This window comes from Paraburkholderia azotifigens, from assembly GCF_007995085.1.
GTDB classification, from domain to species: Bacteria; Pseudomonadota; Gammaproteobacteria; order Burkholderiales; family Burkholderiaceae; genus Paraburkholderia; species Paraburkholderia azotifigens.
Genome location: NZ_VOQS01000001.1, coordinates 925,517 through 941,278, shown reverse-complemented (window position 1 = coordinate 941,278; position 15,762 = coordinate 925,517). Strand labels below are relative to the sequence as shown.

At 64.2% G+C, this 15,762-nt stretch carries 13 protein-coding genes; 12 read left to right on the top strand and 1 reads right to left on the bottom strand.

From position 1 onward, the window contains the following. Positions 1 to 49: 49 nt before the first annotated feature. The 4 genes from FRZ40_RS04160 to corA all read left to right on the top strand — a co-directional run bounded on the left by FRZ40_RS04160 (position 50) and on the right by corA (position 2,452). Entirely contained in the window at positions 50 to 295 is a 246-nt protein-coding gene (locus FRZ40_RS04160; protein ID WP_147234764.1) for a FitA-like ribbon-helix-helix domain-containing protein, read from the top strand. 19 nt (positions 296 to 314) lie between these two features. Then, positions 315 to 710 carry a type II toxin-antitoxin system VapC family toxin gene (locus tag FRZ40_RS04155; protein ID WP_240057183.1) on the top strand — a complete coding sequence of 132 codons (396 nt, stop codon included), beginning with the start codon at positions 315 to 317 and terminating at the stop codon, positions 708 to 710. 89 nt (positions 711 to 799) lie between these two features. Continuing rightward, complete coding sequence (locus tag FRZ40_RS04150) at positions 800 to 1,282, top strand: DUF2846 domain-containing protein (RefSeq protein WP_240057082.1); 483 nt, start codon at positions 800 to 802, stop codon at positions 1,280 to 1,282. Between the two features lie 192 nt (positions 1,283 to 1,474). After that, positions 1,475 to 2,452: a magnesium/cobalt transporter CorA gene (corA, locus tag FRZ40_RS04145; protein WP_028368232.1), complete on the top strand. Its 978-nt coding sequence runs from the start codon at positions 1,475 to 1,477 to the stop codon at positions 2,450 to 2,452. A 41-nt stretch (positions 2,453 to 2,493) separates the two neighbouring features. On the opposite strand, the gene FRZ40_RS04140 is transcribed toward corA, so the two are convergent. After that, positions 2,494 to 3,132: a LysE family translocator gene (locus FRZ40_RS04140; RefSeq protein WP_147233457.1), complete on the bottom strand. Its 639-nt coding sequence runs from the start codon at positions 3,130 to 3,132 to the stop codon at positions 2,494 to 2,496. Between the two features lie 544 nt (positions 3,133 to 3,676). Here FRZ40_RS04140 and FRZ40_RS04135 point away from each other — a divergent pair. The 8 genes from FRZ40_RS04135 (at position 3,677) to FRZ40_RS04095 (ending at position 15,746) form a co-directional block, all read left to right on the top strand. Next, a complete protein-coding gene (locus tag FRZ40_RS04135; RefSeq protein ID WP_147233456.1) occupies positions 3,677 to 4,633 on the top strand; it encodes a sugar ABC transporter substrate-binding protein in 957 nt (318 codons plus the stop codon). Positions 4,634 to 4,972: 339 nt separating this feature from the next. After that, positions 4,973 to 6,568, top strand: coding sequence for a sugar ABC transporter ATP-binding protein (locus FRZ40_RS04130; protein ID WP_147233455.1), 1,596 nt, complete (start codon positions 4,973 to 4,975; stop codon positions 6,566 to 6,568). Next, positions 6,565 to 7,611 carry an ABC transporter permease gene (locus tag FRZ40_RS04125; RefSeq protein ID WP_147233454.1) on the top strand — a complete coding sequence of 349 codons (1,047 nt, stop codon included), beginning with the start codon at positions 6,565 to 6,567 and terminating at the stop codon, positions 7,609 to 7,611. The genes FRZ40_RS04130 and FRZ40_RS04125 overlap by 4 nt, the downstream gene beginning before the upstream one ends. A gap of 135 nt (positions 7,612 to 7,746) precedes the next feature. Continuing rightward, positions 7,747 to 8,778: a LacI family DNA-binding transcriptional regulator gene (locus FRZ40_RS04120; protein WP_028368227.1), complete on the top strand. Its 1,032-nt coding sequence runs from the start codon at positions 7,747 to 7,749 to the stop codon at positions 8,776 to 8,778. A gap of 107 nt (positions 8,779 to 8,885) precedes the next feature. Further along, complete coding sequence (rbsK, locus tag FRZ40_RS04115) at positions 8,886 to 9,815, top strand: ribokinase (RefSeq protein WP_147233453.1); 930 nt, start codon at positions 8,886 to 8,888, stop codon at positions 9,813 to 9,815. Between the two features lie 244 nt (positions 9,816 to 10,059). Next, positions 10,060 to 11,799, top strand: a complete 1,740-nt coding sequence (locus tag FRZ40_RS04110; protein WP_147233452.1) for a methyl-accepting chemotaxis protein — start codon at positions 10,060 to 10,062, stop codon at positions 11,797 to 11,799. Between the two features lie 405 nt (positions 11,800 to 12,204). Beyond that, entirely contained in the window at positions 12,205 to 12,966 is a 762-nt protein-coding gene (locus FRZ40_RS04105) for a 2-keto-4-pentenoate hydratase (protein ID WP_147233451.1), read from the top strand. Between the two features lie 857 nt (positions 12,967 to 13,823). After that, positions 13,824 to 15,746, top strand: coding sequence for a PrkA family serine protein kinase (locus FRZ40_RS04095; protein WP_012400626.1), 1,923 nt, complete (start codon positions 13,824 to 13,826; stop codon positions 15,744 to 15,746). Positions 15,747 to 15,762 lie beyond the last annotated feature (16 nt).

Genomic DNA, 15,762 nt, shown 5'->3' with positions numbered 1-15,762 from the left:
GCAAATGCTGGTGATAGCATTGATATCACACGTGTATCGGGGAAGGGTCATGGCAAATCTTCTGGTCCGAGGTCTGGACGATGCGTTGGTGCAGAGTCTGCGCGAGCAGGCCGCGGCTCACGGGCGCAGCGTCGAAGCAGAGCATCGGGAAATCCTGGCGCAGGCGCTCGTTCAGCCCAGGAAGTTCAGCTTCGCGGAACTGCTGATGAGCATGCCGGACGTCGGCGAAGACGCCGATTTCGAACGCCGTCATGACGCAACTGACGAAAGCGGGGGACCGGGTGTATTTGATTGATACCAACGTAATTAGCGAAATGCGCAAGAGCAGCCGCGCCAATCCCGGCGTGCAGTCTTTTTTCGGGTCAGCGAAGGAAGAAGGGCATCGCCTGTATCTGTCCGTGGTGACGGTGGGCGAGCTGCGGCGCGGCGTCGACGCGATCCGGCATCGCGGCGACCGCCTCCAGGCATTGCTTCTGGAAGGATGGCTCGACACGATCATGGAGTCGTTCAGCAGCCACATTCTGAATGTCGGCACCGACGTCGCGCAGACGTGGGGCCATCTGCGCGTGCCGGAGCCCGGGCATGCACTGGACAAGCTGATCGCGGCGACCGCGCTGATCTACAACTTGACCGTCGTTACGCGCAACGTGGCAGACTTCGAAGGGACGGGAGCACGGGTGTTGAACCCGTTTCAGACGCTGGATGCATGACCTCCGGCGCAGCCGCCGCATAACAAGGCGGCGCGCGCAAGCGCGCCGGAACAATGAACGGGACGCCTGAGGCGACGGGGAGAGAACGCATGACACGCATGCAAAGCCTTGCGGCGCGGGCAGCCGCTGCCGTCCGGCCGTTGGTTTCAGCCGCGGCTGCCGCGCTCGTTATCGGTTTGCCAGGCATGCTCGCCGCCGGTTGCGCGTCCACGCCCGCCGACAAGGTGCCGTTCAAGGACGTGCCCGCCGGGCGCATCGTCAAGCCGGGCTACACGCAGCCCGGCGACAGCAAGGTCGCCGTCGACTTGCGCCGCGAGCGGACCGACAACGTCATCGTGCGGTTTCGCGATGCGCTGGTGTATGTCGACGGCGAGCGGGTCGCGGACATCATGAACGGCGAGCACATCGTGCTCTGGCTCGCGCCGGGCACGCATCGCATCGGCGTATCGACGCAGTTCGATCCCGTCGTCGAGATCAACTTCATCGTCACGTCCGACCCGCGCTACTCGAATCGCGCCAGCGTGTCGTTCAACGACGATCACCGCATCATGCTGCGGCGCGTCGCCAATTGACGGCCGGGTTCATTGCGTCCGTGCGTCATTGACAATTCGACACAGCGTATTCGCGCAACACCACGTAACATCGTGGCTTGACACCGCGCGCCGCGCGGCTTTGCACGGCGGGCCGACAGGAGACGTCAGCCCGCCCATCCAAACTGACAGTCTGTAATCCGCAAAGCCGATTCGAATTCAAGGTATTCAAACATGCTGATCAACTGCGCCGCGTACCAGGATGGCCGCAAACTGGCCGACATCGAGATCGACGACATCAGCGTCTATGTTGCCAAACCCGAATGCTTCGTCTGGGTCGCTCTGAAAGATCCCGGCCCGGGCGAACTCGAAGTGATGAAGCACGAGTTCGGCCTGCACGAACTGGCCGTCGAAGACGTGCGTCACGGTCATCAGCGTCCGAAGATCGAGGAGTACGGCGACTCGCTGTTCGCCGTCATGCACACGATCGAAACCGACGACGACGGTGAATTCGTGATCGGCGAGGTCGACGTGTTCGTCGGCGCGAACTATGTGCTGTCGGTGCGGCGCGGCACGCGTCACGGGTTTCAGGAGGTGCGCGCGCGCTGCGAGCGCGAGCCGCAACTGTTGAAGGAAGGCGCGGCGTTCGTGCTGTATGCGCTGGCCGACAACGTCGTCGACCGTTACTTTCCGATTCTCGAGGCGATGGGCACCGAGATCGAGCAGATCGAAGACCGCATTTTCGACAAGCACGATCTGGCCGCGTCGCGCGCGATCATCGAAGACCTGTATTCGTTGAAGCGCCGTCTCGTGACGCTGCAGCATCACATCGAGCCGCTGCTCGAAGGCATCAGCAAGCTGGTGGGCGGGCGCATTCCCGCCATCTGCGTCGGCATGCAGGCGTACTTCCGCGACGTCTACGATCACCTCGACCGCATCGTGCGAACCATCGAGGGCCGGCGCGAAATCATCGTCACGGCAGTCCAGGTGAATCTCGGCATGATCTCGCTCGCCGAGAACGAAGTGACCAAGCGGCTCGGCTCGTTCGCCGCGCTGTTCGCGGTGCCGACGATGATCGCCGGCATCTACGGGATGAACTTCCAGGAGATCCCGGAGCTGCACTTCAAATACGGATATCCCATCTGTCTGCTGGCCATGCTGCTGATCGACGTCCTGCTGTATCGCGGCTTCAAGAAGGCGAACTGGCTGTAACGCGGGCGGGGTGGCCATGTCGACCAGCCAGCGCGCAGGGCTTACCGCTTTGTCAACGCGAGCCGCACGCCCAGACCGATGAAGCCCGCACCCACCACACGATCGATCCAGCGCCGCACGCCGGGCCGCGACTGCACGGCACGCGCGGCTGTCGCGGCGAGCCACGCGATCACGCAATCGTTGATGAGCCCAAGCGCCACGAACACGGCGCCCAGCACGAGAAACGCGAGCGTTTTGTGCGGGCTGTCCGCGCTCACGAACTGCGGGAAGAAGGCGATATAGAACAGCAGCACTTTCGGGTTCGACGCGTTCGTGACGAAGCCGCGAAAGAGCAGCGTGCCGCGCGACAGGCGCGGCGCATCGGGCACGGCCGCGCCGCTGACGACGGCGGCCGCCGCAGGCCACAGCATCCGCAGCCCGAGGTACATCAGATAGGCCGCGCCGATCCACTTGATCGCATTGAAGGCACCCGGCGACGCCGCGAGCAACGCCGTGATGCCGAGCGCGCACGCGACGGTATGCAAGCAGCCGCCGAACGCGACACCCAGCGCCGACAGCAGGCCCGCGCGACGTCCCTGCGCGATGCTCTGTCCCGCCACATACGCGATGTCCGGTCCGGGCGTCAGATTGAGCACGGTGACGGCGACGAGAAACAGCGGAAACTGGCTAATGCCGAACATGGCGGCTCCATGCATGAAAGTCTCGCGGACGTCGCCGCTCACATCGACGGCAACACGAAGGCTAAACCCGGTCCGGCTCATGATACGCACGTCCCACCTGTTGCGCAGATCGTGACGGCATCCGCTTTTTCCCTTGCGGCGTACGCAATAAAAGGCCAGCATATGCGACCTGCTTGCCATATAACTTGCGGCTCGCGGGAAGATGGGAAGTATCTGAAAGGCAAGACCGGCGTGTCGTCAAGCAAAGCCGGGCATCACGAACGCCGTGATGAACGAAGCGTGAAACCGCAGGCACCACGTCGTTCGTATAGGCAGACCAATGCAGAACAAGCGAGCCATTCTTGTCACGACGTCATTCGCCGTATCGCAGACGCAGCACGGCAACAAGCGGATCCAGCCACGCGCCGCGGGCCGCGGCACGCTGTGCAGCGCAGCACTGCCAGTCGTTGACATTGCGAACAGGCGCCGCCGAGAATAGCGCTCGCAAACGTTTGCGCATAATCAAAAAACGGACTCGTCCGAGTCCAACAACTGGAGATACTGAATGAACCAACGCATTCGCCGCCGGGTTTTGAGCGCCGCCGTCGTCCTCACGGCCGCCGCCGCGATGCCGTTTTCATCGGCCTGGGCTCAGGGCGCGAAGAAACCCAAGGTCGCGCTCGTGATGAAGTCGCTCGCCAACGAGTTCTTCCTCACGATGGAAACGGGCGCGAAGGACTACCAGAAGCACAACGCCAACCAGTTCGACCTGATCACGAACGGCATCAAGGACGAAACCGATACGGCGAACCAGATCCGCATCGTCGAACAGATGATCGTGTCGAAGGTCGACGCCATCGTGCTCGCGCCGGCGGATTCGAAGGCGCTCGTGCCCGTCGTGAAGAAGGCTGTGGACGCCGGCATCGTTGTCGTGAACATCGACAACCGGCTCGACCCCGACGTGCTGAAATCGAAGGATCTGAACGTGCCGTTCGTCGGCCCGGACAACGCGAAGGGCGCCGAGAAGGTCGGCGACTATCTGGCGAAGAAGCTGAAGTCGGGCGATGAAGTGGGGATCATCGAAGGCGTGTCGACCACGACCAACGCGCAGCAGCGCACGGCCGGCTTCAAGGCGGCGATGCAGAAGGTCGGCGCGAAGATCGACACGGTCCAGTCGGGCGAATGGGAAATCGACAAGGGCAATGCGATCGCGTCGTCGATGCTCAACGCCTATCCGAACATCAAGGCGCTTCTGTGCGGCAACGACAACATGGCGATCGGCGCGGTGTCGGCCGTGCGCGCGGCGGGCAAGCAGGGCAAGGTTTACGTGGTCGGCTACGACAACATCAACGCGATCAGGCCGATGCTGAAGGATGGCCGCGTGCTCGCCACGGCTGACCAGTACGCGGCCAAGCAGGCCGTGTTCGGCATCGACGTGGCGCTCAAGGCAATCTCCGAGCACAAGAAGCAGGCGGACCTGTCGGGCGTCGTCGAAACGCCTGTCGATCTCGTCACGAAGTAACGGCCGCACGGCGGCGGGCGGCGTCGCGCAGGCGCCGCTGCCCGTCCGCGCGCGAATGTTAACCCGCCGTTTAGCAAACGTTCAGCAAACGCTCAAGAAATCCGCCGCGCCGCCGTTATGCCAGAGGTAAGCGTCATGACGGCCGGCGAGCCGCGCAAGGAAAGAAAGCACAGCGGGACGGACAGCGTGAAGCCCGGACCGCTTTGCTTCGGGATGCGCAAGACCTTGCGGCCGCAGGCGGCATGAGTTGCGCGGCCGTCGGGCGGCGTTTCGGGAAGGGCGGCCGGCATCGCCGCAACCGCGCGAGCGTCACGCGGCGGCTACGAGATCTGGATCACGATGGCATTTACCGACCAGGAAGCGGACCAACAAGCATTGCCTGCCGTGCTGTCCGTAACGGGCATCGGCAAGACCTACGTCGAGCCCGTGCTGGCCGACGTCTCGCTGGCGTTGCACGCCGGGGAGGCGCTCGCGCTGACGGGCGAGAACGGCGCGGGCAAGAGCACGCTGTCGAAAATCATCGGCGGGCTGGTCGATCCGACGACGGGCACGATGCAGCTCGAAGGCAGGCCGTACGCGCCCGCGAGCCGCACGGAAGCGGAAGCGCTCGGCATCCGGATGGTGATGCAGGAGCTGAACCTGCTGCCGACGCTGTCGGTCGCGGAGAACCTGTTTCTGAACCGTCTGCCGCGTAATGGTTTCGGCTGGATCGACCGCAGGAAGTTGCGCGAGGACGCGCGCGAGGCGATGGCGCAAGTCGGGCTGGAAGCGATCGACCCGGACACGCTCGTCGGCGAACTGGGCATCGGCCATCAGCAGATGGTCGAGATCGCGCGCAACCTGATCGGCGATTGCCGCGTGCTGATTCTCGACGAGCCGACGGCGATGCTGACGGCGCGCGAAGTCGACCTGCTGTTCGAGCAGATCGACGCGCTGAAGTCGCGCGGCGTCGCGCTCGTGTACATCTCGCACCGGCTCGAAGAGCTGGCGCGCGTGGCCGAGCGGATCGCCGTGCTGCGCGACGGCAAGCTGGTGCGCGTCGACATGATGGCGAACCTGACGAGCGACCAGATCGTCACGCTGATGGTCGGGCGGGAAATCGGCGAGCGGATCGATCTGGGCGTGCGCAACATTGGCTCGACGCTGCTGAAGGTCGAGCACATGAGCCGCTCACCCGTGGTGCACGACGTGTCGTTCGAGGTGAAGGCAGGCGAGATTTTCGGCGTGAGCGGGCTGATCGGCGCGGGCCGCACGGAACTGATGCGGCTTATTTACGGCGCGGATCAGAAGGACGGCGGCACGGTGTCGCTGGCGGCGACGCCGGGTGCGGCGCCTTCGGCCGTGCAGATCGCCACACCCGTCGACGCCGTGCGGCAAGGCATTGCGCTGATCACGGAAGATCGCAAGGGTGAAGGCCTGCTGCTGCCGCAGCCGATCGCCGCGAACGTGTCGCTGGGCAATCTCGGCAGTGTCGCGCGGCATGGCATCGTCGACGCAGGGCGCGAGAACGCGCTGGCGAAGAAGCAGATCGACGCGATGCGCATCCGCACGTCGGGGCCGGCGCAGCCGGTCGGCGAGCTGTCGGGCGGCAACCAGCAGAAGGTCGTGATCGGCCGGTGGCTGGCGCGCGACTGCAAGGTGCTGCTGTTCGACGAGCCGACGCGCGGCATCGATGTCGGCGCGAAGTTCGATATTTATGGATTGATGGGCGCGCTGGCCCGTGAAGGGCGCGCGCTGGTGGTCGTGTCGAGCGACCTGCGCGAACTGATGCTGATCTGCGACCGGATCGGCGTGATGTCGGCGGGACGCATGACGGGCGTGTTCAAACGGGACGAGTGGACGCAGGACGCGCTGCTCGCCGCGGCATTCGCCGGCTATCGCAATCGCGAGGCGCTGCTGCACACCCACGACCACGAAGGAGAGACGCAGTCATGAACGATCAAAGGGTCACGGGCAAGGAATCGACGGCTGCGCCCGCGGGTGCCGTCAAGCCGGGCACGGCCGATCCGTCGGCGCCGCTCGCGAGCGGCAAGCCGGCGGGCACGCGTCTGGGCTTTTCGAACTATCTCGGCCTCGCGGGCGCGCTGATCGCGATGATCGCGCTGTTTTCGGTGCTGAGCTCGCATTTCCTGACGTACGACACGTTCATCACGATCGCGAACCAGATTCCCGATCTCGTCGTGATGTCGGTGGGGATGACGTTCGTGCTGATCATCGCGGGCATCGATCTCTCCGTCGGGTCGGTGCTGGCGCTCGGCGCGTCGGTCGTGAGCGTCGCCGCGCTGAAGTGGCAGCTCGGGCCGTTCGCGGCGGCGGCGCTGGGTCTTCTCGCGGCAGCGCTGACGGGCACCGTGACGGGCGCGGTGACGGTGGGCTGGCGGATTCCGTCGTTCATCGTGTCGCTCGGCGTGCTCGAAGCGGCGCGCGGCCTCGCCTATCAGATGACGAACTCGCGCACGGCCTACATCGGCGATGCATTCGATTTCCTGTCCAATCCGATCGCCGTCGGCATTTCGCCGGCGTTCCTGATCGCGGTGGCCGTGATGATCGTCGCGCAGCTGGTGCTGACGCGCACGGTATTCGGCCGCTATCTGGTCGGCATCGGCACGAACGAGGAAGCGGTGCGGCTCGCGGGCGTCAATCCGAAGCCGTACAAGGTGATCGTGTTTGCGCTGATGGGCGCGCTGTCGGGGCTTGCCGCGCTGTTCCAGATCTCGCGTCTGGAAGCAGCCGATCCGAATGCGGGCGTCGGCCTGGAACTGCAGGTGATCGCCGCGGTCGTGATCGGTGGCACGAGCCTGATGGGCGGACGCGGTTCCGTCATCAGCACGTTCTTCGGGGTGTTGATCATTTCGGTGCTGGCGGCGGGTCTCGCGCAGATCGGCGCGAACGAGCCGACCAAACGCATCATTACGGGCGCCGTGATCGTGGTCGCGGTCGTGCTGGACACGTACCGCAGCAGGCGCAAGCGCAGTTGAGCCGCAGTTGAACAAAGGGTGGGCCGCCGTGGCGCGGGACGACGGCCCACCTGGATATAACCTAACGAGAGCACCGCGGATGCAGCATGAGCTGCATTGGCCAGCAGTAAAAAACAGGCAGGGGAGTATCAGCTTATGGCGACGATCAAGGATGTGGCGGCGATAGCCGGCGTGTCGTTCACGACCGTGTCGCATGTCGTGAACAATACGCGTCCGGTGTCGGCGGATGTGCGCTCGAAGGTCGAACTGGCAATCCGCCAGCTCAACTACGTGCCGTCCGCCGTCGCGCGGTCGCTGAAGGCGCGCTCGACGGCGACGATCGGGCTCGTCGTGCCCAACAGCACGAACCCGTACTTCGCCGAGCTGGCGCGCGGCATCGAAGACGGTTGTGCGCGCAATGGCTACTGCGTGTTCTTCTGCAACTCGGACGACGATCCCGCGAAGCAGCGCAACTATCTGCGCGTGCTGCAGGAAAAGCGTATCGACGGGCTGATCGTCGCCTCGGCCGGCGACGACGCCACGCTCGCGCAGACGCTTGCCGATTCGCCCGAGCCGCTCGTGATCGTCGACCGGAACATCGAGGGCCTGTCCGCCGATCTCGTGCAGATCGACCACGAGAAGGGCGCCTATCTGGCGACGCGCCATCTGCTGCAGCTCGGGCATTCGAAGATCGGCTGCATCACGGGCCCGATCGAAACGGCCGTCAGCGCGATGCGCGTGCACGGCTTCATCCGCGCGATGGCCGAGCGCGGCATCGAGATCGCGTCGAACGGCATCGTCGAAAGCGACTTCTCGGGCAGCGGCGGCTACCGCGCGGCGGCGCAGCTATTCGACACGGTGCAGCCGACGGCGATTTTCGCGTGCAACGACATGATGGGCATCGGCGCGCTGCGCGCTGCCGCCGAGCGCGGCCTGCGCGTGCCGCAGGACTGCTCGGTGATCGGTTTCGACGACATCGAACTGGGGCGCTTCACCTATCCGGCACTATCGACGGTCGGCCAGTCGGTGCGCGCGCTCGGCGAAATGGCGGCGCAGACGCTGATCGAGCGGATCAGCGGGGCGTCGACGGGCGCGCTGTTCCGGCGCCGTGTGATCGCGCCGCGTCTGATCCTGCGCGAGTCGACGGCCGCGTTCGCAGGCGCGCGGCGCCCGGCGCAGGCGGCATAAGCTCGCCCCGGCGGCGATGCACGCGGGGCGCAACGAGCGCGCGCAACGCAATGCCGCAGCAATATGTAAGGGACGGGAAGCGACTTCCGTCCAGAAAGGAGACGGCAGTGGCAACGAACGAAGCGCGCGGACACGTGACGGTGGTCGGCAGTCTGAACATGGATCTCGTCGCGCGTGCGCCGCGCCTGCCGCAGCCGGGCGAAACGCTGGCCGGCCACGCGTTCGCGCAGGTCGCGGGCGGCAAGGGCGGCAACCAGGCTGTCGCCGCGGCCCGGCTCGGTGCGCAGGTGGCGATGCTCGGCTGCGTCGGCGCTGACGCGAACGGTGCGCAGCTGCGTGCGGGCCTCGAAGCGGAAGGTATCGAGTGCACCGCGCTGGAAACGAGCCAGGCGGCGCCGACGGGTGTCGCGCTCATCATCGTCGACGACGGCAGCCAGAATGCCATCGTCATCATCGCGGGCAGCAACGGTGAAGTGACGCCCGAGACCATTGCGCGCCATGAAGCGGCGCTGGCGGCGGCGCAGGTGGTGATCTGCCAGCTGGAGACGCCGCCCGCGAGCGTGCGCGCTGCGCTCGCCGCCGCGCGCCGGCTCGGCAAGACCGTGATCCTGAACCCGGCGCCTGCCACGGGGCCGCTGCCCGAAGACTGGCTGCCGCTGATCGACTATCTGATCCCCAATGAACTCGAAGCCGCGACGCTGACGGGTCTGCCCGTGACGTCGCCGCAGGAAGCGCAGGCCGCCGCGCGAGCGCTGCGCCTTGCAGGCGCGCGCAACGTGATCGTGACGATCGGCGCGCAAGGCGTCGTCGCGGCGCTCGGCGACGCCGGGCCGCAGCATTTCGAGGCGCCGCGCGTGAAGGCCGTCGATACCACCGCGGCGGGCGACACCTTCATCGGCGGCTTTGCGGCGCAGATCGCAGAGGGCGCCGCTGTCGCCGACGCCATCCGCTTCGCCCAGCGCGCCGCGTCGATTTCGGTAACACGTGCAGGCGCCCAGCCGTCCATTCCCACCCGCGCCGAAGTCATCGGCGCCTGATCTCACGTCCTCCGTGTGCCGGGCCGGCAACCGTCGGCCACGCGCATATCGAACGCTTGTAATAATTACAGCGTCGCCTCATGGTATTCATCAGACCATATAAAACCTTCAAGTCTTCCGCCCGAATGCCGTAAACGCGGTCAGAGCGCCACATTGCAAATGGGATGGCGCCCGCAACCACCGCGTACGACATGCGTTGCAGCGACAACGCGTCTCTCACAGATTGATATTCACAGGAAGAAGCATGAACAAGGGCATCACCATCAAGGCACGAATTGGCCTGACGATGGCTTTTCTCGCCGCGTTGCTGGTCGCCATCGCGCTGCTCGGGCTGTTCGGCCTGAGCCGCTCCAACGACTCGCTGCGTGACGTGTTCACGGACCAGATGCCGAGCGCCGTCGACATCGGCAACGCCGAGCTGTACGCCGCGCGCGAGCGTCTTGCCCTCGACCGCGCCGCGTTCATGCTCGGCACCCCTGACGTCGCCGCGACGCTGGAGCGCGCCCGCTCGATGCGCGCAATCTCGGACGACTGGTGGAAGCGCTATCTGTCGACGCCGCGCGGCGCCGAGGAAGACCGCCTCGCGCAGGACGTATCGGCCAGACGCGACACGCTCCATCAGGCCATGGAGGCGTTCTACGCAATCGTTAGCGCAAACGATCAAGCGAAGGTGGTCGATGGCGCAAAGCGCCTCCAGGCGACCTACGGCGAACTGTCCAACGCCGACGACGCGCTGCGCAAGTTCCAGTTCGAACTGGCCAGGCAGAGCTTCGACAACGCGCAGTCGACCTTTTCGACGTTCCGCGTGATCAGCATCCTCGCGCTCGCGGCGGGGTTGGTCGCCGCATTCTTCTCGTACGTCACACTGCGCGGTGCGATTGCGCGCCCGCTGGCGGAAGCGCTCGATCACTTCGACGCGATCGCTGCAGGCGATCTGCGCCGTCCCGTCGTGCCGACGTCGCGCGACGAAATGGGCCAGCTGATCGACGGCATCGGCAAGATGCAGCGCAGCCTGACCGAGACGGTCCGCACGGTGCGTTCGGGCAGCGAATCGATCGCGACGGCCACGCGCCAGATCGCGGCGGGCAATATCGACCTGTCGTCGCGCACGGAAGAGCAGGCGTCCGCGCTGCAGGAAACGGCATCGAGCATGGAAGAACTGACGGGCACCGTGAAGCAGAACGCCGACAACGCCCGCCAGGCAAGCGCGCTTGCGGCCAATGCCTCGGAGATCGCCAACAAGGGCAGCTCGGTGGTCGGCCAGGTGGTCGGCACGATGGGCGACATCAATCAGAGCTCGGCGAAGATCGCGGACATCATCGCGATCATCGAAGGCATCGCATTCCAGACCAACATTCTGGCGCTGAACGCAGCCGTGGAAGCGGCGCGCGCAGGCGAGGATGGCCGCGGCTTCGCGGTCGTCGCAGGCGAAGTGCGCAGCCTCGCGCAACGTTCGTCGGCAGCGGCAAAGGAAATCAAGGAACTGATCGACACGTCGGTCGAGCGCGTGCAGGCGGGCTCGGCGCTCGTCGACGAAGCGGGCCGCACGATGACGGAGATCATCGGTGCAGTGCAGCGCGTGACGGACATCATGGGCGAAATCGCGGCGGCGTCGGAAGAGCAGAGCAGCGGCATCGATCAGGTCGCGCGCGCCGTCACGCAGATGGACGAGGTGACGCAGCAGAACGCGGCGCTCGTCGAAGAAGCGGCGGCCGCGGCGTCGTCGCTGGAAGAGCAGGCGGCCAAGCTGCGTACGACCGTTTCGGTGTTCCAGGTCGACGAAGCGGCGGGCAGCTTTTCGGCGACGCCGGCAAAGCGCGCCGTGCGCCGCGCGGCGCATGTCGCCGCGCCTCGCAAGGTAGCGCCGTCGATGCCGGCGGCAGCGCCCGCGCCTGCAGCGCCCGTTGTGGCGCCCGCACCGGCCCGCGCGGCCGCGCCGCAGAAAGCGGCGGCAACGTCGGATGCCGATTGGGAAACGTTCTGACGCGATAACTCACGCGATAACTGACGCAGTAACTCGCGCACCAAAATTGGGCTCGCGCGGCGGCATCCGCTGCTGCGCGCGAACATCCGCCTTATCCGCTCGCACGCAATGGCGCGGGCTGACGCAGAATCTATTGACGGTTGTCCTTGCCAGGACCGCCGTCTTTTTGTTTTCCAGGCGGCCTGAACCGACCCGCCACGTCATTGTTCCGGTACATTGACGAACGCGCTTGCGCACGTGCGGCCCGGTGTCATCCTGCATATACCTACGCCGCATGACAGCGTGCACGGACAGTATGAAGTGAGGGCGCTTCACGCGAGATGCCGCCAGTCGTGCTCGCTTCGCCGCAACGCCATGCGCTGATCGTGCACAGCACCGCCCCAAACAGCCAACAAGGGATAAGACATGACGGATCACGACCTCGCGCAACGCCTCGTGCTCGCGCGCCGCCAGCACCGCGCCATCGGCACGCTGCCGCTCGACTCCCTCCCGCCCGATGCCGCCACGGCCTACGCCATCCAGCAGTCGGTGATCGCGGGCCTCGGCGGTGGAACAGGGGCGTGGAAAATCGGTGCCAAAGCTCCAGGCGGGCCGGCTTCGGGTGCGCCCATTCCGGCTGCGCTGACGGTCGCTTCGCCCGCCCGCCTCGAACATGGTTCGTTTTTTCGCGTGTTGCTGGAGCTGGAAGTCGCGTTCCGCTTTGCCGAGCCGATCGAGCCGCACGGCCAGGCGTATGCGCGCGACGAAGTGCTCGCGCGCGTCGGGTCAGTATTGCCGGCCATCGAAATCGTCGACAGCCGCTTCGCCGAGTGGCCGAACATCGCGCCGCTCGCGCAACTCGCCGACGCGCAGAACAACGGTGCGCTGGTGACGGGCCATCCGGTGCCATATGCGTCGATCGCGCGCTCGTTCGATTTCGTGTCGCCCGAACTCGAGCTGACGTTCGACGGCAAGTCGCTCGTGCCCGAGTCGCCCGGCAATCCCGCCGGCGACCCGCGCGAGCTGCTCGTGTGGTTCGTCAACCATTGCGCGGCGATGGGTATCACGATCGAGCCGGACTGGACGATTACGACGGGCTCGTATGTGGGCGCGCATCGCGTCGATGGCCCAGGAACCGTGTACGGCCATATCGACGGACTGGGCGAAGTCGAAGTCGAATTGACGTAAACCACTAAGCATCCAATATCCGCTCCATTCACGCAGGCCCCGGCACTCGAATACGTGCCGGGGCCTGCGCATGCACTCGCGCCCGCCTGCATTGAATCCGCCGCCCGGCTATGGCAGGTAATGAAGGGCAATCGCCTGGCTACATCCACCTATTCAGACAGGTGCTGCACTCGTCGTCATACACACATGAACGAGCGTGCATGTCGACCCTGCGAACATCATGGATTTCACGCGACGTCGGATGCATGTCACGCGCTGAACGTGCACGCCTGCGCATGCACTTTTGCGTTGAACGAATTGACGTACGCACTGACGAACAGCGGGACATGCGCGCTGGCGCACACGCAAAACATGTAACACAGCGCGCATGCTGTCGTCGTAAGCGCGGGTGTGTGCGTTATGGCGGAAAAGGCGGGTAAGCGTGTGCGTCATGCGCAGTCATTGCGACGGGATGCACCTGTCACATGCACTGCAGCCGCAGGCAAGAAGAAGTAATGTGTGGACGGAGTGTGGTCAGGCAGACAGCCGTGCTACACGGCTGTTTGCGAAGGTGCGGAAAAGTGCAGGGAACCGCGCGATGCCACATGTATCGGATGTCATGCGGCACATGCCACGCAGGGAAGGAACGAGAGATGCATTGCAGCACGTCGGTCATGTTTCTCACTGCTGTGGGCAACGATTGTAGGTGAGCGTATTTTCGTCATCAAGCAGGGTTTGACGAGTGCTGGCTGTGGCGCGATTTTCACAACGTAGTTCGTGAAAAAAAATTTAAAAGGGTTTAGGATGAATTCGAGCGATGTCGTTTCCTGATAGCGCGCCGCGCACGACATCGTCCCAGACTTCGGCGAGGAGGTAGCATGGATATCTACAGCAGTTTCGCGACCCGCTTCGAGAAAACGCGAGAGGAGGAACTCTCGCTCGAGGAGTATCTCGCGCTCTGCAAAGACAATCCCGCCGCGTACGCCACCGCTGGCGAGCGCATGTTGACGGCAATCGGGGAGCCGGAACAGATCGACACTCGCAACGATCCGCGTCTGTCGCGTATCTTCGCGAACAAGGTGATCAAGGTATACCCCGCGTTCCGTGAGTTCTACGGAATGGAGGACGTGATCGAGCAGGTGGTAGCGTATTTCAGGCACGCTGCGCAGGGGCTCGAAGAAAAGAAGCAGATTCTCTATCTGTTGGGACCGGTGGGCGGCGGCAAGTCGTCGATCGCCGAACGGCTCAAGCAGCTGATGGAACGCGTGCCGTTCTATTCGATCAAGGGTTCGCCCGTCAACGAGTCGCCCCTCGGGCTGTTCGATTACGACGAGGACGGTCCTATCCTCGAAGAGCAATACGGCATTCCGCGCCGTTACCTGAAGAGCATCCTGAGCCCGTGGGCCGTCAAGCGCCTGCATGAGTACAACGGCGATATCCGCAAGTTCCGCGTGGTGCGCCGCTATCCGTCCATCCTCCGGCAGATCGGCATTGCGAAGACCGAGCCTGGCGACGAAAACAATCAGGATATTTCGTCGCTCGTCGGCAAGGTCGACATCCGCAAGCTCGAACAGTATGCGCAGGACGACGCAGACGCATACAGCTATTCGGGCGGCCTGTGCCTCGCCAATCAGGGCCTGCTCGAATTCGTCGAAATGTTCAAGGCGCCGATCAAGGTGCTGCACCCGCTGCTGACGGCCACCCAGGAAGGCAACTTCAAGGGCACGGAAGGCTTCGGCGCGATTCCGTTCGACGGCATCATCCTCGCGCACTCGAACGAGTCCGAATGGAAGGCGTTCCGCAACAACCGCAACAACGAAGCACTGCTCGACCGTATCTTCGTGGTGAAGGTGCCGTACTGCCTGCGCTACTCGGAAGAGATGAAGATCTACGAAAAGCTGCTGCGCAATTCGTCGCTGTCGAACGCGGTCTGCGCGCCCGGCACGCTGAAGATGATGGCGCAGATGTCGGTGCTCACGCGTCTGCAGGAACCCGAAAACTCCAGCCTCTTTTCGAAGATGCAGGTGTACGACGGCGAGAACCTGAAAGACACGGACCCGAAGGCAAAGTCGTATCAGGAATATCGCGACTTCGCGGGCGTCGACGAAGGCATGACGGGTGTGTCCACGCGTTTCGCGTTCAAGATCCTGTCGCGCGTCTTCAACTTCGACACGACGGAAGTCGCGGCGAACCCCGTGCACCTGATGTACGTGCTCGAACAGCAGATCGAACGCGAACAGTTTCCGCCGGAAACCGAGCAGAAGTATCTGTCGTTCATTAAGGACGTCCTCGCGTCGCGTTATGCTGAATTCATCGGCAAGGAGATTCAGACCGCGTATCTGGAGTCGTATTCCGAGTATGGGCAGAACATTTTCGATCGCTACGTGACGTACGCTGACTTCTGGATTCAGGACCAGGAGTTCCGCGATCACGACACGGGCGAGAGCTTCGACCGTGCGGCGCTCAACGCCGAACTGGAGAAGATCGAGAAGCCTGCCGGCATCAGCAATCCGAAGGACTTCCGCAACGAGATCGTGAATTTCGTGCTGCGTGCGCGTGCCGCGAACGGGGGCAAGAATCCCGCGTGGATCAGCTATGAAAAGCTGCGCGTCGTGATCGAAAAGAAAATGTTCTCGAATACGGAAGAACTTCTGCCCGTCATCTCGTTCAATGCCAAAGGATCGGCGGAGGAGCAGCGCAAGCACGAAGACTTCGTCAACCGGATGGTCACCAAGGGCTATACGCCGAAGCAGGTGCGGCTCTTGTGCGACTGGTATCTGCGTGTGCGCAAGTCGTCATGACAGGCGTAGCGCAACG

Coding starts and splice junctions, on each gene's coding strand:
- FRZ40_RS04160 (WP_147234764.1), top strand. CDS start 50: ATGGCAAATCTTCTGGTCCGAGGTCTGGACGATGCGTTGGTGCAGAGT.
- FRZ40_RS04155 (WP_240057183.1), top strand. CDS start 315: ATGCGCAAGAGCAGCCGCGCCAATCCCGGCGTGCAGTCTTTTTTCGGG.
- FRZ40_RS04150 (WP_240057082.1), top strand. CDS start 800: ATGACACGCATGCAAAGCCTTGCGGCGCGGGCAGCCGCTGCCGTCCGG.
- corA (WP_028368232.1), top strand. CDS start 1,475: ATGCTGATCAACTGCGCCGCGTACCAGGATGGCCGCAAACTGGCCGAC.
- FRZ40_RS04140 (WP_147233457.1), bottom strand. CDS start 3,132: ATGTTCGGCATTAGCCAGTTTCCGCTGTTTCTCGTCGCCGTCACCGTG.
- FRZ40_RS04135 (WP_147233456.1), top strand. CDS start 3,677: ATGAACCAACGCATTCGCCGCCGGGTTTTGAGCGCCGCCGTCGTCCTC.
- FRZ40_RS04130 (WP_147233455.1), top strand. CDS start 4,973: ATGGCATTTACCGACCAGGAAGCGGACCAACAAGCATTGCCTGCCGTG.
- FRZ40_RS04125 (WP_147233454.1), top strand. CDS start 6,565: ATGAACGATCAAAGGGTCACGGGCAAGGAATCGACGGCTGCGCCCGCG.
- FRZ40_RS04120 (WP_028368227.1), top strand. CDS start 7,747: ATGGCGACGATCAAGGATGTGGCGGCGATAGCCGGCGTGTCGTTCACG.
- FRZ40_RS04110 (WP_147233452.1), top strand. CDS start 10,060: ATGAACAAGGGCATCACCATCAAGGCACGAATTGGCCTGACGATGGCT.
- FRZ40_RS04105 (WP_147233451.1), top strand. CDS start 12,205: ATGACGGATCACGACCTCGCGCAACGCCTCGTGCTCGCGCGCCGCCAG.
- FRZ40_RS04095 (WP_012400626.1), top strand. CDS start 13,824: ATGGATATCTACAGCAGTTTCGCGACCCGCTTCGAGAAAACGCGAGAG.